This window comes from Pseudomonas sp. H3_A02, assembly GCF_054671965.1.
Genome location: NZ_CP162807.1, coordinates 5,922,345 through 5,942,825, shown reverse-complemented (window position 1 = coordinate 5,942,825; position 20,481 = coordinate 5,922,345). Strand labels below are relative to the sequence as shown.

Below are 20,481 nucleotides of genomic sequence, written 5' to 3'. Positions count from 1 at the left end.
GGGTCAAGCAACGCAGGCCGAAATGGCGTGCACCCTGAAACTGACCGGGGGGATTGCTGTGAGTTTTAGACCGATGCGTTATAAGCCGGCCCATGGGGCTGGTCTGCCACGGGATTCAAAGATAGGCAAACCTGTGGGAGCTCAGCTTGCTCGCGATTGGCGGTGGATCAGCTGGCATCTTGGTAGGCTGACACATCGCCATCGCGAGCAAGCTGAGCTCCCACTGGATTTGGGATGAGCCATCCAGCTGCGCTAGGCCTTACCCCGAATCAATGCCCGCAACGCAAACCGGTTCGGGTGGCAGGCCTCGGCCACGCTGCGGGGCAGTGGCAGGGGTTCATTGTCCAGCCAGGCGGCGATCAGTTCGCCTGACAGGGGCGCGGTGATCAGGCCTCGGGAACCGTGGCCACTGTTGATGTACAGACCGTCGAGCCACGGGCAGGGGGCGTCCGGTACTTGGCGGGCGTCCTTGCCCAGGGCCGCATAGGCTTCGATAAAGGTCTGGCGGTCGGCCAACGGCCCGACAATAGGCAGGTAATCGGGGCTAGTGCAACGGAACGCCGCGCGGCCTTCGAGGTGCTCCGGGTCCAGGGTGTGGGCGTTCAGGCGCTGCACCAAGTCTTGGGAGATCTCTTCGAGCATCTGCAGGTTGCCGGCGTGCTCGGCGGCGGTGGGGGTCAGGTCGTCGCTGTTGAAATCGAAGCTGGCGCCCAGGGTGTGTTCGCCCAGCCGTGGCGGCGCCACATAACCTTCGGCGCAGACCACCGTCGCCAGGCTCTGGCTGCGACTGGTTTGCGCCAGACGGGTGATCTGCCCGCGAATGCGCTTGAGCGGCAAGTCGGCGGCCGGTTCGAAGCGTTTGATCTCGGCCGCACTGGCGAGGATCGCCACCGGAGCGCTGGCCAGGCAGCGTTCGCCGTCCCACGCCTGCCATTGGCCGTCGACGCGACGCAGGTGCAGCACGTCATGATGGGGTTGTACATCAATCGCCGGCCCCGAAGCTTGCCAGCGACACAGCGCCGGCGGATGCACCCAACCGCCTTCGGGATAAAACAAGCCACCACAGGCCAAGCCGATGCCGGATCGAACCTGGGCTTCGGACTGATCCAGGGTGTGCAGTAAATCCGTCGGGAACGCCTCGGCCAATTGCGCCTGACGCTCGGCCTCTTTGCTGTTGAAGGCCAGCTGCAAGACGCCACAGGCATCCCAATCGACGCCGCGTTGCAGTTGCTCCAGCACGCGGCGGGTGTAGCCGAAGCCGCTGAGGATCATCTGCGACAGCGCGGTGCCGTGGGCCGACAACTTGAGGTACAGCACGCCCTGGGGGTTGCCGGACGCTTCCTCAGCCAACCCGGCATGGCGCTCCAGCAGCGTCACCTGCCAGCCACGGGCGGCGAGGCTAGCGGCGCTGGCACAGCCGGCCAGGCCGCCGCCGATCACCAGGGCCCGGCGCTCGCCGGTGGGTGGCAAGGGGCGGGCGTACCAGGGTTTTGCCGGGGACGGCGCGGGTGTCTGCTCCGGCCAGCCAAGAAACACGCCGCGCAGGATTTCCCATTTGTGGCCGATGCCCGGTGTGCGTTTCATCTTGAAGCCTGCCGCGTTCAGCAATCGGCGGACCCAACCGGTGCTGGTGAAGGTGCTGAGGGTGGCGCCGGGTGCGGCCAGCCGGGCCAGTTCGGCGAACAGCTCGGCGGTCCACATCTCGGGGTTTCGGGCCGGTGCGAAACCGTCCAGGAACCAGGCGTCGATCTGCCCGTCCAGCTGCGGCAACTGCTCCAGGGCATCGCCGATCAACAGGGTCAGCGTCACTCGTCCATTGGCGAGGACCAGGCGCTGGAAACCCTGATGGATCGCCACGTATTGCGCAAGCAATTGCTCGGCCTGAAGGTTGAGCTGTGGCCACAAGGCCAGCGCCCGGCGCAGGTCCTGGGGGCTCAAGGGGTACTTTTCGACGCTGACAAAATGCAGCCGCGCCCCAACGGGGGCGCACTGCTCGAACAGCTGCCAGGCGCAGAGAAAATTCAGGCCGGTGCCAAACCCGGTTTCGCCGATCACCAGCCGCCCGTCATCGGCCAGCGCAGCGAAACGCTCGGCCAGGTTGTTCTGCTCAAGAAACACATAACGGGTTTCGTCCAGGCCCGACTGGTCGGAAAAATACACATCGTCGAACACCCGCGAGCGCGGGCGCCCCTGGTCGTCCCAGTCGAGTAGGGCGTGTTGCTGGATGGGCGTCATGGCAGGCTCGGTCAAAACTGAGGGGGCATTCTAGCCGATCGGTATCGGCATGCTTGACCCATCGCAACAACCCACGCATCTGATGGGAATCTGCTGCACAGGGCCGCATCCAATCCGCTAGTCTTGCCCCAATCCCTGGAAGGAGCTGTCCATGTTCGAATCCGCTGAAATCGGTCACGTCATCGATAAAGACACCTTTGAGGCCGAAGTACCGGCCCTGCGTGAAGCGCTGCTGGAAGCGCAGTTCGAGTTGCAGCAGCAGGGCCGGTTTCCGGTCATCGTGTTGATCAACGGCATCGAGGGCGCGGGCAAGGGCGAGACGGTGAAGCTGCTCAACGAGTGGATGGACCCGCGGCTGATCGAAGTGCGCACCTTCGACCAGCAGACCGACGAGGAACTGGCGCGGCCTCCCGCGTGGCGCTATTGGCGGATGCTGCCGGCCAAGGGGCGCATGGGGATTTTCTTCGGCAACTGGTACAGCCAGATGCTGCAAGGCCGGGTCCATGGCGAGTTCAAGGACCCGCGGCTCGACCAGGCGATCGCCGGGGCCGAGCGCCTGGAAAAAATGCTTTGCGATGAAGGCGCGCTGATCTTCAAGTTCTGGTTCCACCTGTCCAAGAAACAGATGAAGGCCCGGCTCAAGGGGCTCAAGGATGACCCGCTGCACAGCTGGCGCATCAGCCCGCTGGATTGGCAGCAGTCCCAGACCTATGACAAGTTCGTCAAATACGGCGAGCGCGTGCTGCGCCGCACCAGCCGTGATTACGCGCCGTGGCATGTGATCGAAGGCGTGGACAGTTGTTACCGCAGCCTCACCGTCGGGCGGATCCTGCTCGACGGCTTGCGCCAGGCCCTGGACCGGTCGAAGATCAGGCCGCAGAAGGTCAGCGTGGCGCCGCTGCCCGAGTTGGATGGCCAGATCACCTTGCTCGACAGCCTGGACATGACCCGGCGCCTGGACAAGGCCGACTACGAAGAACAACTGATCACCGAGCAGGCGCGCTTCGCCGGGCTGTTGCGGGACAAACGCATGCGCCAGCATGCCTTGGTGGCGGTGTTCGAAGGCAATGACGCGGCGGGCAAGGGCGGGGCGATCCGGCGGGTCACGGCGGCCCTGGACCCGCGCCAATACAGCATCGTGCCGATTGCCGCACCCACGGAAGAAGAACGCGCCCACCCCTACATGTGGCGGTTCTGGCGGCATATCCCCGCGCGCGGCAAGTTCACCATGTTCGACCGCTCCTGGTACGGCCGGGTGCTGGTGGAGCGCGTCGAGGGGTTTTGCAGCCAGGCCGACTGGCTGCGGGCCTACGGTGAAATCAACGATTTCGAGGAACAGCTCGCCGATGCCGGCGTGGTGGTGGTCAAGTTCTGGCTGGCCATCGACAAGGAAACCCAGCTGGAGCGTTTCCAGGAGCGCGAGGACATCCCGTTCAAGCGTTTCAAGATCACCGAGGATGATTGGCGTAACCGCGACAAGTGGGATGCCTATCGCGCTGCGGTGTGCGACATGGTCGACCGCACCAGCACCGAGATTTCCCCCTGGACCTTGGTGGAGGCCAACGACAAGCGCTGGGCGCGGGTCAAGGTGTTGCGTACCCTCAACCAGGCGCTGGAGGCGGCTTTCGAACGGAGTGCAAGACAGGCTCGCAAGAAGAAGCGCTAGGGCGATGGGCGCGCATACGCGAGGTGAATGATTGTCGCGGTCGGTTATCCAGTGGATCTATGCTCGATCCACTCTCAACCGACTACAACAATGAGGTACAGCCATGCGTGAAGTGGTGATCGTCGACAGCGTACGGACCGGCCTGGCCAAGTCCTTTCGTGGCAAGTTCAACATGACCCGTCCGGATGACATGGCGGCCCATTGCGTCAACGCCTTGCTGGCACGCAACGACATCAACCCGGCCAGTGTCGAGGACTGCATCGTCGGGGCCGGGTCCAATGAAGGCGCCCAGGGCTACAACATCGGGCGCAACGTGGCGGTGCTCTCGCAATTGGGCATCGGCACCGCTGGCATGACCCTCAACCGCTTCTGTTCCTCGGGCCTGCAAGCCATTGCCATTGCCGCCAACCAGATCGCGTCCGGTTGCAGCGACATCATCGTGGCGGGCGGTGTGGAATCCATCAGTCTGACGATGAAAAGCGTCAACACCGACAACCTGATCAACCCGCTGCTCAAGGAGCAGGTGCCCGGGATTTATTTTCCCATGGGCCAGACGGCCGAGATCGTTGCCCGCCGTTACCAGGTCAGCCGCGAGGAGCAGGATCGCTACGCCTTGCAAAGCCAGCAACGCACGGCCAAGGCCCAGGCGGCCGGGCTGTTCGATGACGAAATCGTGCCGATGGCGGTCAAGTACCGGGTCGAGGACAAGCACACTGGCGCCGTGCAGATCCTCGACGGTGTGGTCGACCGCGACGATTGCAACCGCCCGGACACCACCTATGAAAGCCTGGCCGGCCTGAAGCCCGTGTTCGCCGAAGACGGTTCGGTGACGGCGGGCAATTCGTCGCAGTTGTCCGACGGGGCCTCGATGACCTTGGTGATGAGCCTGGAAAAAGCCCTGGCGCTGGGGCTCAAGCCCAAGGCGTTTTTCCGTGGCTTCACCGTTGCCGGTTGCGAGCCGGACGAAATGGGCATCGGCCCGGTGTTTTCGGTGCCCAAGCTGCTCAAGGCCAAGGGCCTGCAGATCGCCGATATCGACCTGTGGGAACTCAACGAGGCGTTTGCTTCCCAGTGCCTGTACAGCCGCAACCGGCTGGAAATCGATCCGCAGAAATACAACGTCAACGGTGGCTCGATCTCCATCGGCCATCCGTTCGGCATGACTGGCTCGCGGCAGGTGGGGCATCTGGTGCGTGAGCTGCAGCGGCGCGATCTGCGCTACGGCATTGTGACCATGTGCGTGGGCGGCGGGATGGGGGCGACGGGGTTGTTTGAGGCGGTGAGATAACCGTGCGCTGACAGTTAGCAAGATGATTATTTGTGGCGAGGTGACTTATCTCTGTGGGAGCAAGGCTTGCCCGCGATGAAGTTGATGCGGTCTCTCAAACCGAGGTGTCTGCATCGCGAGCAAGCGTTGCTCCCACAGGGCCTTGCTCCCACAGATAAATCCCCTCGCCGCAGGAGCGCGGCGCCAGCCATGGGTTTGACTTAGCTGGCAACCTGAGTCAGTTGCAGCATTCGCTGTACATAGGCTTCCACCTCCCGCAACGCCTCCTCGCGACTGGCGAACGGCCCTTCCTGGGTGCCCTCCCGGGTATTGAAGTAAAATTCGCCGTTTATCCGGCAAATCCGGTCACTGGGAAAGACCATCGCAGGGGCGAGGTCCTGGGCGCGTTGGCCGAGCATGGGGGGCTCCAGAAGAGGCGACGGGATCAGGTTGAGTGAAGTTTAGAGGCTGGCGTGGACGGCTGCTTGGCGAACCGATAGGCGGCCATGTGCCATGTCCGTACCCGGTCAATTTATCCCCAACTGTTCCTGTGTTGCTGGGCGATTGACGCCTAGAATGGGCGTTCTTTGTCTAGGGCTTCGAGGGTTGCATGCACATATCGTCCGGTCGCTGGGTCTACGGCTTGTTCCTTGCCCTGTTGACTGCCCTGCTTTGGGGAATTCTGCCGATCAAGCTCAAGCAAGTGCTGCAAGTGATGGACCCGGTCACCGTGACCTGGTTTCGCTTGCTGGTGTCCGGCGGTTTGCTGTTCATTTATTTGGCGGCGACCCGGCGCCTGCCCAGTCGCAAGGTGCTCGGCCCTCGCGGCGGCTGGCTGGTGGCGATGGCGGTGCTTGGGCTGGTGGGCAACTATGTGTTGTACCTGATGGGTCTGAACCGCTTGAGCCCCGGCACGGCGCAACTGGTGGTGCAGATGGGGCCGATCATGTTGCTGGTCGCCAGCCTGTTTGTGTTCAAGGAGCGGTTCAGCGTGGGGCAGGGCATCGGCCTGCTGGTGCTGCTGATCGGTTTCACGCTGTTTTTCAACCAGCGCCTGGGGGAGTTGCTGACGTCCCTGAGCGACTACACCGCCGGGGTGCTGATGGTGTTGCTGGCGTCGACGGTCTGGACGTTCTATGCCCTGGGCCAGAAGCAATTGTTGACGGTGTGGAATTCGTTGCAGGTGATGATGGTGATCTACCTGTTCTGCGCGCTGCTGCTCACGCCCTGGGTGCATCCGTTGGAGGCGTTGCAACTGAGCCCGTTGCAAGGCTGGTTGTTGCTCGCTTGCTGCCTCAACACCCTGATTGCCTATGGCGCGTTTGCCGAAGCCCTGGCTCATTGGGAAGCGTCGCGGGTCAGTGCGACCCTGGCGATCACGCCGCTGGTGACCTTCGCCGCGGTGGCGATGGCGGCCTGGTGGTGGCCTGATTATGTCCATGCCGAGCAGATCAACCTGCTGGGCTATGGCGGGGCGGTGCTGGTGGTGCTGGGTTCGGCGCTGGTCGCCCTGGGGCCCTCGTTGATCGCCGGGCTCAAGGCCCGGCGCGAGCGTTTGGCGGTAGAGCGTTAACAACGCAGCGCGCTGCCTGACACAAAACTATTGTGGGAGCGAGCTTGCTCGCGATGGCGGCCTGACAGTCGATGAAGATGTTGAGTCGCCCGGCCCTATCGCGAGCAAGCTCGCTCCCACATTTGATCTCCATGGGATGCAGGCTCAGCCCTGGCTACCCGCCTCCAGCATATTCTCCGGCCTCACCCAGGCATCGAACTCTTCATCGGTCAGGTACCCCAGCTGCAACGCCGCCTCACGCAGGGTCAGCCCTTCGCCATAGGCTTTCTTGGCGATTTCCGCCGACTTGTCGTAGCCGATGTGCGGGTTCAGCGCGGTCACCAGCATCAACCCACGCTCCAGATGCGCGGCCATCTGCTCGGCATCCGGCTCGAGTCCGGCGATGCAGTGATGCTGGAAGTTGCTGCAGCCATCGGCCAACAGGCGAATCGATTGCAGCAGGTTGTGGATGATCACCGGTTTGAACACGTTCAACTGCAAATGCCCCTGGCTGGCGGCAAAACCGATGGTCACGTCGTTGCCCATGACCTGGCAGGCCAGCATCGACAGGGCTTCGCATTGGGTCGGGTTGACCTTGCCGGGCATGATCGAACTGCCCGGTTCATTGGCCGGCAATTTCACCTCGGCGAACCCGGCCCGTGGCCCGGAGCCCAGCAGGCGCAGGTCGTTGGCGATTTTCATCAGAGTCACCGCGAGGGTTTTCAGCGCGCCGGACAGGGCGGTCAGGGGCTCATGACCGGCCAACGCCGCGAACTTGTTCGGTGCGGTGACGAAGGGCAGGCCGGAGAGTGCCGCCAGTTCAGCGGCAATCGCTTCGCCAAAACCATGGGGTGAATTGAGCCCGGTGCCCACCGCCGTGCCGCCCTGGGCCAGCTCGCAGACCGCCGGTAGCGCGGCGCGGATTGCCCGTTCGGCGTAATCGAGCTGGGCAATGAACGCCGACAATTCCTGGCCAAAGGTGATCGGCGTGGCATCCATCATGTGGGTACGGCCGGTCTTGACCAGTTTCATGTGGCGCGCCGCCAATTCTGCCAGCCCGCCGGACAACTCGCCGATGGCCGGCAGCAATTGCTGCTGGACGGCCTGGACGGCGGCGATGTGCATCGCGGTGGGGAAGCAGTCGTTGGAACTCTGCGAGCGGTTGACGTGGTCGTTGGGGTGCACCGGGCTCTTGCCGCCGCGGGGGTTGCCGGCCAGTTCGTTGGCGCGCCCGGCGATGACCTCGTTGACGTTCATGTTGCTCTGGGTCCCGCTGCCGGTCTGCCAGACCACCAGCGGGAACTGCTCGTCGTGCTGACCGTCGAGCACTTCGTCGGCGGCCTGTTCAATCAGGCGGGCGATGTCGGCGGGAAGGTCACCATTGCGGTCATTGACCCGCGCGGCGGCCTTCTTGATCAGTGCCAAGGCGTGCAACACCGACAGCGGCATACGCTCGTTGCCAATGGCGAAGTTGATCATGGAACGCTGCGTCTGGGCGCCCCAGTAGGCGTCGTCCGGGACTTCAACCTGGCCAAGGCTGTCGGTTTCGATACGGCTCATCGGGTCAAACTCCTGAAAGGCTGAATGCGCAGTTTAGGCCCAGATGGGCGGCACCGGTTCCCTCAATCATCGCTCAATCCAGGAACGGTGGGTTCGGCCCGTCAATCGGACCCGACAGCCATCGGGGTTGAGGCCCGGCGTTTTTTAGGCGCAGAATGGTCGCCCTTGGGGTTCTACCTCGCCTGTAATGAAAGGAAACTCGATGACCCGTCTTCGTGCCATCTGTACCGCAGTTGCTCTGGTGTGTGCCAGCGGCCCTGTTTTCGCCGATACCGCCAGCCACAACGCCAGCGCCGAAGCGTTCCTGACCCTGGCGCACGCTGACAAACTGGGTACTCCGGTGTACATGCAAGTGCAGCAGATGTTTGCCCAGCGCTTTGAACAGACCAAGGCCCCTGCGTCGAAAAAAGCCACCCTGGAAACCTACCAGGCCAAGGCCAATGCCGCACTGGATCAAGCTATCGGCTGGAACAAGCTCAAGCCGGACATGGTCAAGCTCTACACCAGCAACTTCAACGAGTCGGAGCTCAAGGACCTGGTCGCTTTCTACCAATCGCCATTGGGCAAGAAAGTCCTGGAAAAAATGCCGCAGCTGACCCAGCAATCGGCCCAACTGACCCAGGCCAAGCTTGAAAGCGCGGTGCCGGTGGTCAACAAGCTGCTGGCGGACATGACGGCCGAGCTCGAGCCAAAAGCCGCTGCCCCAGCCAAGAAAAAGCCGTAAGCGGAGCCCGGTATGAGCATGCAACAACGCATCGAATCAACGCTTGGGCTGTTGCAGCCCGAGCACTTGCAAGTGCTGGATGAAAGCCACATGCACAGCCGTGGCCTGCAGACCCACTTCAAGGCCGTGGTGGTCAGCCAGCAGTTCGAAGGGCTCAATCGCGTCAAGCGTCACCAGAAGGTCTATGGCACGCTGGGCGAGCTGATGGGCGAATTTCATGCGTTGGCGCTGCACACCTATACGCCCGCAGAGTGGGCGCAGATCGACGCGGCCCCGGCTTCGCCGACCTGTGCCGGTGGTAGCAAGCACTGAGCGGGCTGCTGTGGATGGCAAAACCTTGAGTCTGTGGGAGCAAGGCTGCTATGGGAGCAAAGCTGCTATGGGAGCCAGGCGCTGTGGGAGCAAAGCTTGCTCGCGATGCAGACACCTCGGTTTTTGAGAGACCGCGTCAACTTTATCGCGGGCAAGCCTTGCTCCCACAGAGTGATCCTCACAGTACTGTGGCCCACAGCAATCGCTGTCTGCAACCCCCTGTTTTTTGTTAGAATCCGCAACGCGCCGCTCACCCGGCGCGTTTTTTTTCGCATCCGGTTCACCCTTTGCGAGGGTAGCCACCTGGAGAAACACCCATGACACAACCCATTGTCGTGGCGGCACTGTATAAGTTCGTCACCCTGGAAGATTACGTCGAGCTGCGTGAGCCCCTGCTCAAGGCCATGCTCGACAACGGCATCAAAGGCACGTTGCTGATCGCCGAAGAAGGCATCAACGGCACGGTTTCCGGCACCCGCGAAGGCATCGACGGCCTGCTGGCCTGGCTCAAGAACGATCCGCGCATGATCGACATCGACCATAAAGAGTCGTATTGCGATGAGCAGCCGTTCTACCGCACCAAGGTCAAGCTCAAGAAAGAAATCGTCACCCTCGGCGTCGAAGGCGTGGACCCGAACAAGCAAGTCGGTACTTACGTCGAGCCGCAGGACTGGAACGCACTGATCAGTGACCCGGAAGTGCTGTTGATCGACACTCGCAACGATTACGAAGTGTCCATCGGCACCTTCGAAGGCGCCATCGACCCCAAGACCACCAGCTTTCGCGAGTTCCCCGAGTACATCAAGGCCCACTTCGACCCGGCCAAGCACAAGAAAGTCGCGATGTTCTGCACCGGTGGCATTCGCTGTGAAAAAGCCTCCAGCTACATGCTCGGCCAGGGTTTCGACGAGGTCTATCACCTCAAGGGTGGCATCCTGAAATACCTCGAAGAGGTGCCTCAGGAAGAAACCAAGTGGCGCGGCGACTGCTTCGTGTTCGATAACCGCGTGACCGTTCGCCACGACCTCACCGAAGGGGACTACGATCAATGTCATGCTTGTCGTACCCCGGTGAGCGTAGAAGACCGCGCTTCGGAGCACTACGTGCCTGGCATCAGTTGCCCGCATTGCTGGGATAAGCTGAGCGAGAAAACCCGGCGCAGCGCCATCGACCGGCAGAAGCAGATCGAGTTGGCCAAGGCGCGCAACATGCCGCACCCGATCGGCTACAACTACAAGCAGACATCTTCCGAGGCTTGAACCATGACGCCACGCCTGCTCTATGTGATGGACCCGATGTGTTCGTGGTGCTGGGGCTTTGCGCCAGTGGCCGAGGCATTGGTCGAGCAGGCTCAGGCCGCGGGGGTGGAGTTGCACCTGGTGGTGGGTGGTTTGCGCACCGGCAGCGGTTCGGCGCTGGAGCCGACCACCCGGCGCTACATTCTTGAGCACTGGCAGGCCGTGACCCAGGCCACCGGCCAGCCCTTCAAGCTGGAAGGCGCGTTGCCGGACGGTTTCGTCTACGACACCGAGCCTGCCTGCCGGGCATTGGTGACGGCTCGCAGCCTGGCCCCGGACCTGGCCTGGAAGCTGGTGAAACTGATCCAACAGGCCTTTTATGTGCAAGGTCGCGACGTCACCCACGCCAGCGTCCTGGTGGAACTGGCCGAACAGGCCGGGCTGCCCCGCATCGAGTTCGCCGCAGCCTTCGACCGCGCCGACCAACATGCGGCCACTGCGGCGGATTTCACCTGGGTACAGGACTTGGGCATTGCCGGGTTCCCCACGCTGTTGGCCGAGCGTGATGGCCAGTTGGCCTTGCTGACCAACGGCTACCAGCCCCTGAGCCAGTTGTCGCCGTTGCTTGGCCGCTGGCTGGAGCGCGCGGCCTGTGCCTGAGCGGCCGCCAGACCCATCGGCCTCGCGGCGCATTGATCGGTTGAGCTGGGCGGAAATCCGTCGCCTGGCCCTCAAGCATAAAAAAGCCCTGTGGATCGCCAACGGCGTGGCCGTGCTGGCGACGCTGTGCAGCGTGCCGATTCCGTTGCTGTTGCCATTGCTGGTGGACGAAGTCCTGCTGGGCCACGGCGATGCTGCCCTGAAAGTCATGAACCATGCCTTGCCAACGGCGTGGCAGAGCGCAGCCGGCTATATCGGGCTGATGTTGCTGGCGACTCTGACCCTGCGCTGTGGCGCCTTGCTGTTCAACGTAGTGCAGGCGCGGTTGTTCGCCAGGTTGGCCAAGGACATTGTCTATCGCATTCGCATCCGCTTGATCGAACGCCTCAAGCGAATCTCCCTGGGCGAGTACGAAAGCCTGGGCAGCGGCACCGTGGCGGCCCACCTGGTCACTGACTTGGACACCCTCGACAAATTCATCGGCGAGACCCTCAGCCGTTTCCTGGTGGCAATGCTGACTCTGGTGGGCACTGCCGGGATTCTGGTGTGGATGCATTGGGAACTGGCACTGCTGATCCTGCTGTTCAACCCGTTGGTGATCTACGCCACGGTACAGCTGGGCAAGCGGGTCAAACACCTGAAGAAACTGGAGAACGACAGCACCTCGCGCTTCACCCAGGCCTTGACCGAAACCCTGGATGCCATCCAGGAAGTGCGCGCCGGCAACCGCCAGGGTTATTTCCTTGGCCGCTTGGGGATGCGTGCCAAGGAGGTCCGCGATTACGCCGTGAATTCACAGTGGAAAACCGACGCGTCGAACCGCGCCAGTGGTTTGCTGTTCCAGTTCGGCATCGATATTTTTCGCGCGGCGGCCATGCTCACCGTGGTGTTTTCCGACCTGTCCATCGGCCAGATGCTGGCGGTGTTCAGCTACCTCTGGTTCATGATCGGTCCGGTCGAGCAACTGTTGAACCTGCAGTACGCCTATTACGCTGCCGGCGGGGCCTTGAACCGGATCAATGAACTGCTGGCCCGGGCTGACGAGCCTCAATACACGGGCGTCGTCGATCCGTTCAAGGGCCGTGACACCGTGGGCATCGAGATCCAGGGGTTGAGTTTCGGTTACGGCGAGGAACTGGTGCTCGACCAGTTGAACCTGTCCATCTCGCCGGGCGAGAAAGTCGCTATCGTCGGGGCCAGTGGCGGCGGCAAGAGCACCTTGGTGCAGTTGTTACTGGGGCTGTACACGCCGCAGTCGGGCAGCATTCGTTTCGGTGGCGCCACGCAGCAGGAGATTGGCCTGGAAACCATCCGGGAAAATGTGGCAGTGGTGTTACAACATCCGGCGCTGTTCAACGACACGGTACGGGCCAACCTCGCCATGGGCCGTGAGTGCAGCGACGACGACTGCTGGCGGGCATTGGAAATCGCCCAGCTCGACGCCACGGTACGGGCGTTGCCCCAGGGCCTGGAAAGCGTAGTTGGGCGTTCCGGGGTGCGTTTGTCCGGCGGGCAGCGCCAACGGCTGGCCATCGCCCGCATGGTATTGGCCAACCCACGGGTGGTGATTCTCGACGAAGCCACCTCGGCCCTGGACGCGGCCACCGAGTACAACCTTCACCAGGCCCTGGCGCGTTTTTTGAGTGCGCGGACCACTTTGATCATCGCCCACCGGCTCTCGGCGGTGAAGCAGGCCGATCGGGTATTGGTGTTCGACGGTGGGCAAATCGCCGAAGACGGCGACCATTTGCAGTTGATTGCCGAGGGGGGCCTGTACGCTCGTCTCTACGGTCATTTGCAACAGATACAGCAGCCTTGAGTTTCCCGCGGTTTTCTGTGTTTAGTATCGGAAAAAAAGCAGGCAAACCCGCCGACTTTTCCAAACTCCACGCAAAGTCTGTCGATCTGTTCATCCATTCATTCGAAGGGTCGAAAACTAGCCTAGGCTGTTGAGTCAGGAGCGGAATTCTGGCGGGTGTTCGTCCGGCAATACCTGTGCAAGGGACCTCATGAAGCAAAAGCAGACTCTCGGAACACCACGGCTGCTGGGCATCGTCTGGCCCTTTATTGCCGTTGTGCTATTTCAGGCATTGCTGGGCGGCGTCAGCCTTTACGTGCTGTCCGCGGTTCGCGGCTATGTGGCGGGGGAGAGTCTCTGGTCCAAGGGCCAGAAAGACGCCATCTATTACCTCAACCTCTACGCCGACAGCCGCGACGAAGCGATTTTCCGCAAATTTCAGCAAGCCATCGCCGTTCCCGAGGGCGGCCACGAACTGCGGGTGGCGCTGGACCGTGAACCGCCGGACCTGGACGCGGCACGGGCCGGTATCCTCAAGGGCGGCAATCACCCGGACGATGTGTCCAGCCTGATCTGGCTTTATCTGAACTTTCGTCACTTCAGTTACCTGGAAGAGGCCATCGATCTCTGGACGGTGGGCGACGGCTATCTGATCGAACTCAATAACGTCGCCCGGCAGATGCACGGCAGCATTACCGCAGGCCAGGCATCGGAGCTGGATGTCCGCGGCTGGAAGGCCCAGATCTTTGCGATCAACGATTCCGTGACGCCGGCTGCCAAGGCATTCAGTGACGCATTGGGCGAGGGCTCGCGTTTCATCCTGCGGCTTTTGCTGGTGACCAACTTCGCCACGGCCTTGGGATTGATCGTCCTGGCGCTGTTGCGGACCCATAAGTTGCTGACCCAGCGACAGGTGTTCGCCAATGCGCTGCAGGTGGAGAAAGAGCGGGCGCAAATCACCCTGCAATCCATCGGCGATGGGGTAATCACCACCGACGTGGAGGGGGCCATCGCCTACATGAACCCCGCCGCCGAAGCGATGACCCATTGGAAGGCCGACCACGCCACGGGCTTACCCTTGGCCGCGCTGTTCAATTTGCTCGATGACAACGCCCAGGCCGAGGGCCTGACCCTGATCGAGCACATTCTCAGCGGTCGGCTCAGTGGCGCCAGCGAACATTCGAAACTGATCCAGCGCCTGGATGGCAGCACCGTCTCGGTCACCCTGGTGGGCGCGCCGATCCGCCATGCTGGCAAAGTCAGCGGCGCCGTGCTGGTGCTGCATGACATGACCCAGGAGCGGCAATACATCGCCAACCTGTCGTGGCAGGCCACCCATGACGCCCTGACCGGCCTGGCCAACCGCCGGGAATTTGAATATCGCCTCGAGCAGGCCTTGCACAACCTCACTCGTCAGGTCGGGCGCCATGCCTTGATGTTTCTCGACCTGGACCAGTTCAAGCTGGTCAACGATACCTGCGGCCATGCGGCGGGTGACGAATTGTTGCGGCACATTTGCGCCTTGCTGCAATCGGGGCTGCGGGAAAATGACACCTTGGCCCGACTGGGCGGCGATGAGTTTGGGATCCTGCTGGAGAACTGCTCGCCGGAGGCGGCGGAAAAGATCGCCGAAGGGCTGCGCCAGACCGTGCAGAACCTGCACTTTGTCTGGAAGGGCCGGCCGTTCGTGACCACCGTGAGCATCGGCCTGGTGCATATCGCCCAGACCCCGACGACCCTGGAGGCGTCCCTGCGGGCCGCCGACATGGCCTGTTATATGGCCAAGGAAAAGGGGCGCAACCGGGTCCAGGTCTATCATGCCGACGACTCGGAGTTGTCCCTGCGTTTTGGTGAGATGGCCTGGGTGCAGCGCTTGCACATGGCCCTGGAGGAAAATCGCTTCTGTCTGTATGCCCAGGAAATCGCCGCGCTGGGCCCGGGCGATCATGGTGGCGGACACATTGAAATCCTGTTGCGCCTGCATGACGAAGCCGGGCGCATGATCCTGCCGGACAGCTTCATTCCCGCGGCGGAACGCTACGGCCTGATGACCTCCCTGGACCGTTGGGTGGTGGAAAATGTCTTCAAGATCATCCGCCAATGCCTGAATGAATCGCGACAGGGACCCATGGCGATGTGTGCGATTAATCTGTCAGGCACAACTATAGGAGATCAGGCGTTCCTCGACTTCCTGCGTAAACAGTTCGCCGCCTACTCGATTCCGCCGGAAATGATTTGTTTTGAAATTACAGAGACCAGCGCTATTTCGAATTTGGGCAGTGCGATCCGCTTTATCAATGAACTCAAGAGCTTGGGATGTTATTTCTCGCTGGATGACTTTTGCGCCGGAATGTCTTCATTCGCTTACCTGAAACATTTACCTGTAGACTTCCTGAAGATCGACGGGAGTTTCGTAAAGGATATGCTGGACGACCCGATTAACCGTGCAATGGTCGAAGTGATCAATCACATCGGTCACGTCATGGGTAAGCGCACGATTGCCGAGTTTGTAGAAACTGCCCAGATCGAGCAGGCATTGCTGGAGATAGGGGTGGACTACGCTCAAGGGTATGTGATCGAACGCCCGCAATTGTTTACCTGCGACACGTTGCAATGTCGGCCGGCCAGGCCCCAGCCGTTGTTATTCAAGGCCCCCGGCACGTTCCGCTGAACTCTTGTTGATCCGAAAAAATCACAATCAAAAGGAGCCCGACAGTGATCGACACATTCAACCGAACAGGCCCGCTCATGGACGCCACAAGCTATCCGAAATGGGCACAACAGCTCATTACCGATTGCAGCGAGAGCAAGCGCCGGGTTGTCGAACACGAACTGTATCAGCGCATGCGCGACAACAAGCTCAGCGCCAAGACCATGCGCCACTACCTCATTGGTGGTTGGCCGGTCGTCGAACAGTTCGCTTTATACATGGCACAGAACCTCACCAAGACCCGCTTTGCCCGCCACCCTGGCGAGGACATGGCGCGTCGCTGGCTGATGCGCAACATTCGTGTCGAACTCAACCATGCTGACTACTGGGTCAACTGGAGCGCCGCCCATGGCGTGACCCTGGAAGACCTGCAAGCCCAGCAAGTACCGCCTGAGCTTCATGCCTTGAGCCACTGGTGCTGGCACACCAGTTCCTCGGACGCGTTGATCGTGGCCATCGCCGCGACCAACTATGCCATCGAGGGTGCCACGGGAGAGTGGTCGGCGCTGGTGTGTTCCAACGGTGTCTATGCGGCTGCTTTCGCCGAGGAAGACCGCAAGCGCGCCATGAAATGGCTGAAGATGCATGCCCAGTACGACGATGCCCATCCTTGGGAAGCCTTGGAAATCATCTGTACGCTGGCGGGGATGAACCCGAGCAAGGCCCTGCAAACGGAGCTGCGCCAGGCCGTGTGCAAGAGCTATGACTACATGTATCTGTTCCTGGAGCGTTGCATGCAGCTGGAACAGGCGGAGACGGTGAGTAAGTCTTCATCCCCCCGTGAGCGTCTGGCATTGGCCGGGAGCTGATTACTACCGCTACAGATAGCCACAACCTGTGGGAGCGAGCCTGCTCGCGAAGAGGTCTGACAGTCGACGGGGAGGTTGACTGCCAGGCCGCTATCGCGAGCAAGCTCGCTCCCACAGTTGTTTTGGATGAGCGCTGGCTTCTGGTCGCCGCAAGACTTTGTGGGAGTGGGCTTGCTCGCGAAGGCTTCGGTGCATTCAATATATTCATAGGCTGACCCACCGCTTTCGCGAGCAAGCCCGCTCCCACAAGGATGTCGGTGTTCTTACATCCTCTCGTTGTTTCAGCCGGCCATCGCCAGTCGATTGCGGCCTTCGCGCTTGGCCACGTACAGCGCGCTGTCGGCCCTGCGTAGCAGGCTTTCCGAGGATTCCCCCGGTAACAGGGTGGCGCACCCCAGGCTGACCGTCAGTTCGATCCTTGTGCCTGCGGCGAAATAATCCTGGGCCTGGGCGGCATAACGCAGCCGTTCACCCACCATGGCCGCCGCATCCCGGCTGGTATTGGCCAGCAGGATCAGAAATTCTTCACCGCCGAACCTGAACACCATGTCCACATTGCGCAGTTGGCTCTTGATCGACTCGGCCACGGCCTTGAGCACTTCGTCGCCAATGCCGTGACCATGGCTGTCATTGATGCGCTTGAAATGGTCGATATCGAGCATCAGCACCGACAAGGGTTGCGAATGACGCTTGGCCATGTCGATTTCCCGCATCAGGGTCTGGTCCATGGCGATGCGGTTGCCGGTACCGGTCAGCGGATCGCGCAGGGCGCTTTGGGTCGCGGCGCGGTAGAGCAGCGCATTGCGCAGTGGATACAACAGCGTCGACATCACGGACTCGAGATCGCTCTGTTCCGCCTCGGTAAAACGTTGGTTACGGCGGAATACCAGTTCACCCAGGTGTTCGCCTTCATGGCTCAGGTTATAGCTGAGGGTGTGATGCCCGCGTTGCCCAAATTCCAGGCGCAGGTCACTGGCTTTGTGCTGATAGGCCAACGCATCCAGGGGCACCAGTCGCTGAATTTCGCGGAAAAACAGGCCCAGGATGCGCTGTGGCTCCAGGCTGGTCTGCAGTTGCTGGCTCAGTTGCTGGCGCAATTGCGACAGACTGACGGAGCGTGCCGCGAGCGGCGATGGCTGGGCGAGGCCCAGGCGCTGCAATTTGGCGCTGTCGAAGTCGATCGCGTTGATCTGGGTGGGCGTTTTCATAATGGCGTTAGCCCCTAAGCTAAATCGTCCCGACAGGTTGGGTGTGGCGGCTTTGGGCTGCGCGTCGTACTGGTCCTTCAGTCCCGTAGGACAACTGATTTGAGTTTAGTCCGCTTTACATGGCAGGCATAAGTCTCGTCTCAACGTCCGTCACCTGCCAAAGATGGCATGTTTGAAGAGGTTAGAGCGAAAGTCGTGCCATTCGGTTCACTTGCGTAAAAACCGATTAGAAATCAATGAATTGATAGCGAGTCACGGAAGCAGGGGCGACGTGGACTTGGCGGTTCGCCTGGTTTGGCGTCGACGAAGGCCAGCATCGCGACGGTAAATCGTCGCGATGCTGGCCTCGGTTCACTATTGCGCGTTGAATGCCTGACCGTTGACGCCGGTGCTGTCCGGGCCCATGAGGTACAGGTAGACCGGCATGATCGCTTCGGGCGTCGGATTGTTGAGCGGGTTTTCTCCCGGATAGGCCTGGGCGCGCATGCTGGTGCGGGTGGCGCCGGGGTTGATGCTGTTGGCGCGCACGGCGGCGACGGTATCGACTTCGTCGGCCAGGGTCTGCATCAGCCCCTCGGTGGCGAACTTGGACACGCCATAGGCGCCCCAGTAGGCCCGACCCTTGCGGCCGACGCTGCTGGAGGTGAACACCACGGACGCATCCTTGGACAGCTTGAGCAGGGGCAGCAAGGTGCTGGTGAGCATGAACATCGCGTTGACGTTGACGTGCATCACGCGCATGAAGTTTTCACCGGACAATTGCTCCAGTGGCGTACGCGGGCCGATGATCGAGGCGTTGTGCAGCAAGCCGTCCAGGTGTCCGAACTCGGTTTCGATCATCGCCGCCAGTTCGTCGTATTGATGCGGCAGCGCGGTTTCCAGGTTGAACGGGATCACCGCCGGCTGCGGATGACCGGCCGCTTCGATTTCATCGTAGACCTGGGTCAGGTTGGCTTCGGTCTTGCCCAGCAGCAGCACGGTGGCACCGTGGGCGGCGTAGGCTTTCGCCGCAGCGGCACCGATCCCGCGACCGGCACCGGTGACCAGGATCACCCGGCCATTGAGCAGGTCGGGGCGGGCGGAATAATCAAACATAAAAGAACCTCAACAAAATAAAGCGGCACGGGGTTGGTGGCGCACAGCGCTCATGGCGAACGAGCTTTTTGTGGCGAGGGATTTATCCCCGTGATGTGGGAGCAAGCTGTGGGAGCAAAGCTTGCTCGCGAAACAGGCGCCTCGATTTCTGAAAGACCGCATCGCCTTCATCGCGGGCAAGCCTTGCTCCCACATAAATCCCTTCACCACAACAATCAGCTCAGCAACCGCACAACGCGTTATCCAGCACCTCGCGCAGCGCCGCCGGGTGGTCGATCACCGCATCCGCGCCCCAGTGCCTGGGGTTGTCGTCCGGGTGAATGTAGCCGTAGGTCACCGCGCAGGTCTTGGTGCCGGCGCTACGGCCAGACTCGATGTCCCGCAGGTCATCACCCACGAACAGCACGCTGGCCGGGTCCAGGTCGAGCAGCTTGCACGCCAGGGTCAGCGGTTCCGGGTCCGGCTTGCTGTTTTTCACGTGGTCAGGGCAGATCAGCACTTTCGAACGCTCGGCCAGGCCCAGTTGCTGCATGATCGGTTCGGCGAAACGCACCGGCTTGTTGGTAACCACGCCCCAGATCAGGTTGGCCGCCTCGATATCGGCCAGCACCTCGGCCATGCCGTCGAACAGGTGGCTGTGGACCGCGCAACCCTTGAGGTAGCGGTCGAGGAATTCCTGGCGCAGGTCCTCGAACCCCGGTGATTCCGGGTCCATGGAAAAGGTCACCGCGACCATCGCCCGGGCGCCGCCGGAAATCTCGTCGCGAATGTGCTGGGTGTTCATCGGTGGCAAGCCACGGTCGGCGCGCATGGCCTGGCAGATGGCGATGAAATCCGGCGCGGTGTCGAGCAGCGTGCCGTCCATGTCGAAGAGAACCGCTTTGAGACGCATCGACTTACTCCTCGCGCAGGGTCTGGATCATGTAGTTGACGTCAACGTCGGCGGCCAGCTTGTAGTGCTTGGTCAGCGGGTTGTAGGTCAGGCCAATGATGTCCTTGACGGTCAGCCCGGCCGCACGGCTCCAGGCGCCCAGTTCGGAAGGGCGGATGAATTTCTTGAAGTCGTGGGTGCCCCGTGGCAACAGCTTCATGATGTATTCGGCACCGATGATGGCGAACAGGTAGGCCTTCGGGTTGCGGTTGATGGTGGAGAAGAACACTTGGCCGCCCGGCTTGACCATGCTAAAGCAAGCGCGGATGACCGAGGACGGGTCCGGCACGTGTTCGAGCATTTCCAGGCAGGTGACCACGTCGAATTGGCCGGGCATTTCTTCGGCCAGGGCTTCGGCGGTGATCTGCCGGTATTCCACGCTGACGCCCGATTCCAGCTGATGCAGCTGCGCCACCGCCAGCGGCGCTTCGCCCATGTCGATGCCCATAACCGTCGCGCCGCGCTGGGCCATGGCTTCACTGAGGATGCCGCCGCCGCAACCGACGTCGAGGACCTTCTTGCCGGCCAGATTGACCCGCTCGTCAATCCAGTTGACCCGCAGCGGGTTGATGTCGTGCAGCGGTTTGAATTCGCTTTCACGGTCCCACCAGCGATGGGCCAGGGCTTCGAATTTGGCGATTTCGGCGTGGTCGACGTTGCTCATATGTGCAGATCCTCGAAAAGCTTGAAAAATCAGGTGCCCCGAGCCGTGGCTC

At 61.6% G+C, this 20,481-nt stretch carries 17 protein-coding genes; 10 read left to right on the top strand and 7 right to left on the bottom strand.

The annotated features are described in order from the left end of the window. Positions 1-252: 252 nt before the first annotated feature. The gene (mnmC, locus tag AB4N80_RS26045) at positions 253-2,235 is read right to left on the bottom strand and encodes a bifunctional tRNA (5-methylaminomethyl-2-thiouridine)(34)-methyltransferase MnmC2/FAD-dependent 5-carboxymethylaminomethyl-2-thiouridine(34) oxidoreductase MnmC1 (RefSeq protein WP_354336143.1); all 1,983 of its coding nucleotides are present in this window, start codon (positions 2,233-2,235) and stop codon (positions 253-255) included. A gap of 151 nt (positions 2,236-2,386) precedes the next feature. On the opposite strand from mnmC, the gene pap reads away from it, so the two are divergent. Beyond that, entirely contained in the window at positions 2,387-3,901 is a 1,515-nt protein-coding gene (pap, locus tag AB4N80_RS26040; RefSeq protein ID WP_122568979.1) for a polyphosphate:AMP phosphotransferase, read from the top strand. Between the two features lie 103 nt (positions 3,902-4,004). Then, complete coding sequence (locus AB4N80_RS26035; RefSeq protein ID WP_122568978.1) at positions 4,005-5,189, top strand: thiolase family protein; 1,185 nt, start codon at positions 4,005-4,007, stop codon at positions 5,187-5,189. Between the two features lie 200 nt (positions 5,190-5,389). Here AB4N80_RS26035 and AB4N80_RS26030 read toward each other — a convergent pair whose 3' ends face one another. Further along, complete coding sequence (locus AB4N80_RS26030; protein WP_122568977.1) at positions 5,390-5,587, bottom strand: DUF6316 family protein; 198 nt, start codon at positions 5,585-5,587, stop codon at positions 5,390-5,392. Positions 5,588-5,778: 191 nt separating this feature from the next. On the opposite strand from AB4N80_RS26030, the gene AB4N80_RS26025 reads away from it, so the two are divergent. After that, complete coding sequence (locus AB4N80_RS26025; RefSeq protein WP_176688396.1) at positions 5,779-6,741, top strand: DMT family transporter; 963 nt, start codon at positions 5,779-5,781, stop codon at positions 6,739-6,741. Positions 6,742-6,885: 144 nt separating this feature from the next. On the opposite strand, the gene AB4N80_RS26020 is transcribed toward AB4N80_RS26025, so the two are convergent. After that, a complete protein-coding gene (locus AB4N80_RS26020; protein WP_354336140.1) occupies positions 6,886-8,280 on the bottom strand; it encodes a class II fumarate hydratase in 1,395 nt (464 codons plus the stop codon). A 202-nt stretch (positions 8,281-8,482) separates the two neighbouring features. Between AB4N80_RS26020 and AB4N80_RS26015 the strand changes: the two genes are divergently transcribed. From AB4N80_RS26015 to AB4N80_RS25985, 7 genes are all read left to right on the top strand, one after another. After that, positions 8,483-9,004 (top strand): DUF2059 domain-containing protein, encoded by a 522-nt coding sequence (locus AB4N80_RS26015; protein ID WP_122568974.1) that lies wholly within the window; start codon positions 8,483-8,485, stop codon positions 9,002-9,004. Between the two features lie 12 nt (positions 9,005-9,016). Next, positions 9,017-9,316, top strand: a complete 300-nt coding sequence (locus tag AB4N80_RS26010; RefSeq protein ID WP_305470273.1) for a BolA family protein — start codon at positions 9,017-9,019, stop codon at positions 9,314-9,316. A 317-nt stretch (positions 9,317-9,633) separates the two neighbouring features. Next, positions 9,634-10,575: an oxygen-dependent tRNA uridine(34) hydroxylase TrhO gene (trhO, locus tag AB4N80_RS26005; protein ID WP_122568971.1), complete on the top strand. Its 942-nt coding sequence runs from the start codon at positions 9,634-9,636 to the stop codon at positions 10,573-10,575. Positions 10,576-10,611: 36 nt separating this feature from the next. Then, positions 10,612-11,214, top strand: a complete 603-nt coding sequence (locus AB4N80_RS26000; protein ID WP_174553541.1) for a DsbA family protein — start codon at positions 10,612-10,614, stop codon at positions 11,212-11,214. Next, positions 11,207-13,033: an ABC transporter ATP-binding protein gene (locus tag AB4N80_RS25995; RefSeq protein ID WP_305470274.1), complete on the top strand. Its 1,827-nt coding sequence runs from the start codon at positions 11,207-11,209 to the stop codon at positions 13,031-13,033. Before AB4N80_RS26000 ends, AB4N80_RS25995 begins: the two co-directional genes overlap by 8 nt. A gap of 190 nt (positions 13,034-13,223) precedes the next feature. Further along, the gene (locus AB4N80_RS25990) at positions 13,224-15,683 is read left to right on the top strand and encodes an EAL domain-containing protein (RefSeq protein ID WP_122568968.1); all 2,460 of its coding nucleotides are present in this window, start codon (positions 13,224-13,226) and stop codon (positions 15,681-15,683) included. 77 nt (positions 15,684-15,760) lie between these two features. Further along, positions 15,761-16,531 (top strand): TenA family transcriptional regulator, encoded by a 771-nt coding sequence (locus AB4N80_RS25985; protein WP_436278734.1) that lies wholly within the window; start codon positions 15,761-15,763, stop codon positions 16,529-16,531. A 281-nt stretch (positions 16,532-16,812) separates the two neighbouring features. Here the strand turns inward: AB4N80_RS25985 and AB4N80_RS25980 are convergent, their stop codons facing one another. From AB4N80_RS25980 to ubiG, 4 genes are all read right to left on the bottom strand, one after another. Then, positions 16,813-17,739 carry a GGDEF domain-containing protein gene (locus AB4N80_RS25980; RefSeq protein WP_122568966.1) on the bottom strand — a complete coding sequence of 309 codons (927 nt, stop codon included), beginning with the start codon at positions 17,737-17,739 and terminating at the stop codon, positions 16,813-16,815. Between the two features lie 354 nt (positions 17,740-18,093). Continuing rightward, positions 18,094-18,834 (bottom strand): YciK family oxidoreductase, encoded by a 741-nt coding sequence (locus AB4N80_RS25975; protein ID WP_122568965.1) that lies wholly within the window; start codon positions 18,832-18,834, stop codon positions 18,094-18,096. Between the two features lie 220 nt (positions 18,835-19,054). Continuing rightward, positions 19,055-19,726, bottom strand: coding sequence for an N-acetylmuramic acid 6-phosphate phosphatase MupP (mupP, locus tag AB4N80_RS25970; RefSeq protein WP_122568964.1), 672 nt, complete (start codon positions 19,724-19,726; stop codon positions 19,055-19,057). 4 nt (positions 19,727-19,730) lie between these two features. Continuing rightward, complete coding sequence (ubiG, locus tag AB4N80_RS25965) at positions 19,731-20,429, bottom strand: bifunctional 2-polyprenyl-6-hydroxyphenol methylase/3-demethylubiquinol 3-O-methyltransferase UbiG (protein ID WP_060738595.1); 699 nt, start codon at positions 20,427-20,429, stop codon at positions 19,731-19,733. Positions 20,430-20,481 lie beyond the last annotated feature (52 nt).

Coding starts and splice junctions, on each gene's coding strand:
- mnmC (WP_354336143.1), bottom strand. CDS start 2,235: ATGACGCCCATCCAGCAACACGCCCTACTCGACTGGGACGACCAGGGG.
- pap (WP_122568979.1), top strand. CDS start 2,387: ATGTTCGAATCCGCTGAAATCGGTCACGTCATCGATAAAGACACCTTT.
- AB4N80_RS26035 (WP_122568978.1), top strand. CDS start 4,005: ATGCGTGAAGTGGTGATCGTCGACAGCGTACGGACCGGCCTGGCCAAG.
- AB4N80_RS26030 (WP_122568977.1), bottom strand. CDS start 5,587: ATGCTCGGCCAACGCGCCCAGGACCTCGCCCCTGCGATGGTCTTTCCC.
- AB4N80_RS26025 (WP_176688396.1), top strand. CDS start 5,779: ATGCACATATCGTCCGGTCGCTGGGTCTACGGCTTGTTCCTTGCCCTG.
- AB4N80_RS26020 (WP_354336140.1), bottom strand. CDS start 8,280: ATGAGCCGTATCGAAACCGACAGCCTTGGCCAGGTTGAAGTCCCGGAC.
- AB4N80_RS26015 (WP_122568974.1), top strand. CDS start 8,483: ATGACCCGTCTTCGTGCCATCTGTACCGCAGTTGCTCTGGTGTGTGCC.
- AB4N80_RS26010 (WP_305470273.1), top strand. CDS start 9,017: ATGAGCATGCAACAACGCATCGAATCAACGCTTGGGCTGTTGCAGCCC.
- trhO (WP_122568971.1), top strand. CDS start 9,634: ATGACACAACCCATTGTCGTGGCGGCACTGTATAAGTTCGTCACCCTG.
- AB4N80_RS26000 (WP_174553541.1), top strand. CDS start 10,612: ATGTGTTCGTGGTGCTGGGGCTTTGCGCCAGTGGCCGAGGCATTGGTC.
- AB4N80_RS25990 (WP_122568968.1), top strand. CDS start 13,224: ATGAAGCAAAAGCAGACTCTCGGAACACCACGGCTGCTGGGCATCGTC.
- AB4N80_RS25985 (WP_436278734.1), top strand. CDS start 15,761: ATGGACGCCACAAGCTATCCGAAATGGGCACAACAGCTCATTACCGAT.
- AB4N80_RS25980 (WP_122568966.1), bottom strand. CDS start 17,739: ATGAAAACGCCCACCCAGATCAACGCGATCGACTTCGACAGCGCCAAA.
- AB4N80_RS25975 (WP_122568965.1), bottom strand. CDS start 18,834: ATGTTTGATTATTCCGCCCGCCCCGACCTGCTCAATGGCCGGGTGATC.
- mupP (WP_122568964.1), bottom strand. CDS start 19,726: ATGCGTCTCAAAGCGGTTCTCTTCGACATGGACGGCACGCTGCTCGAC.
- ubiG (WP_060738595.1), bottom strand. CDS start 20,429: ATGAGCAACGTCGACCACGCCGAAATCGCCAAATTCGAAGCCCTGGCC.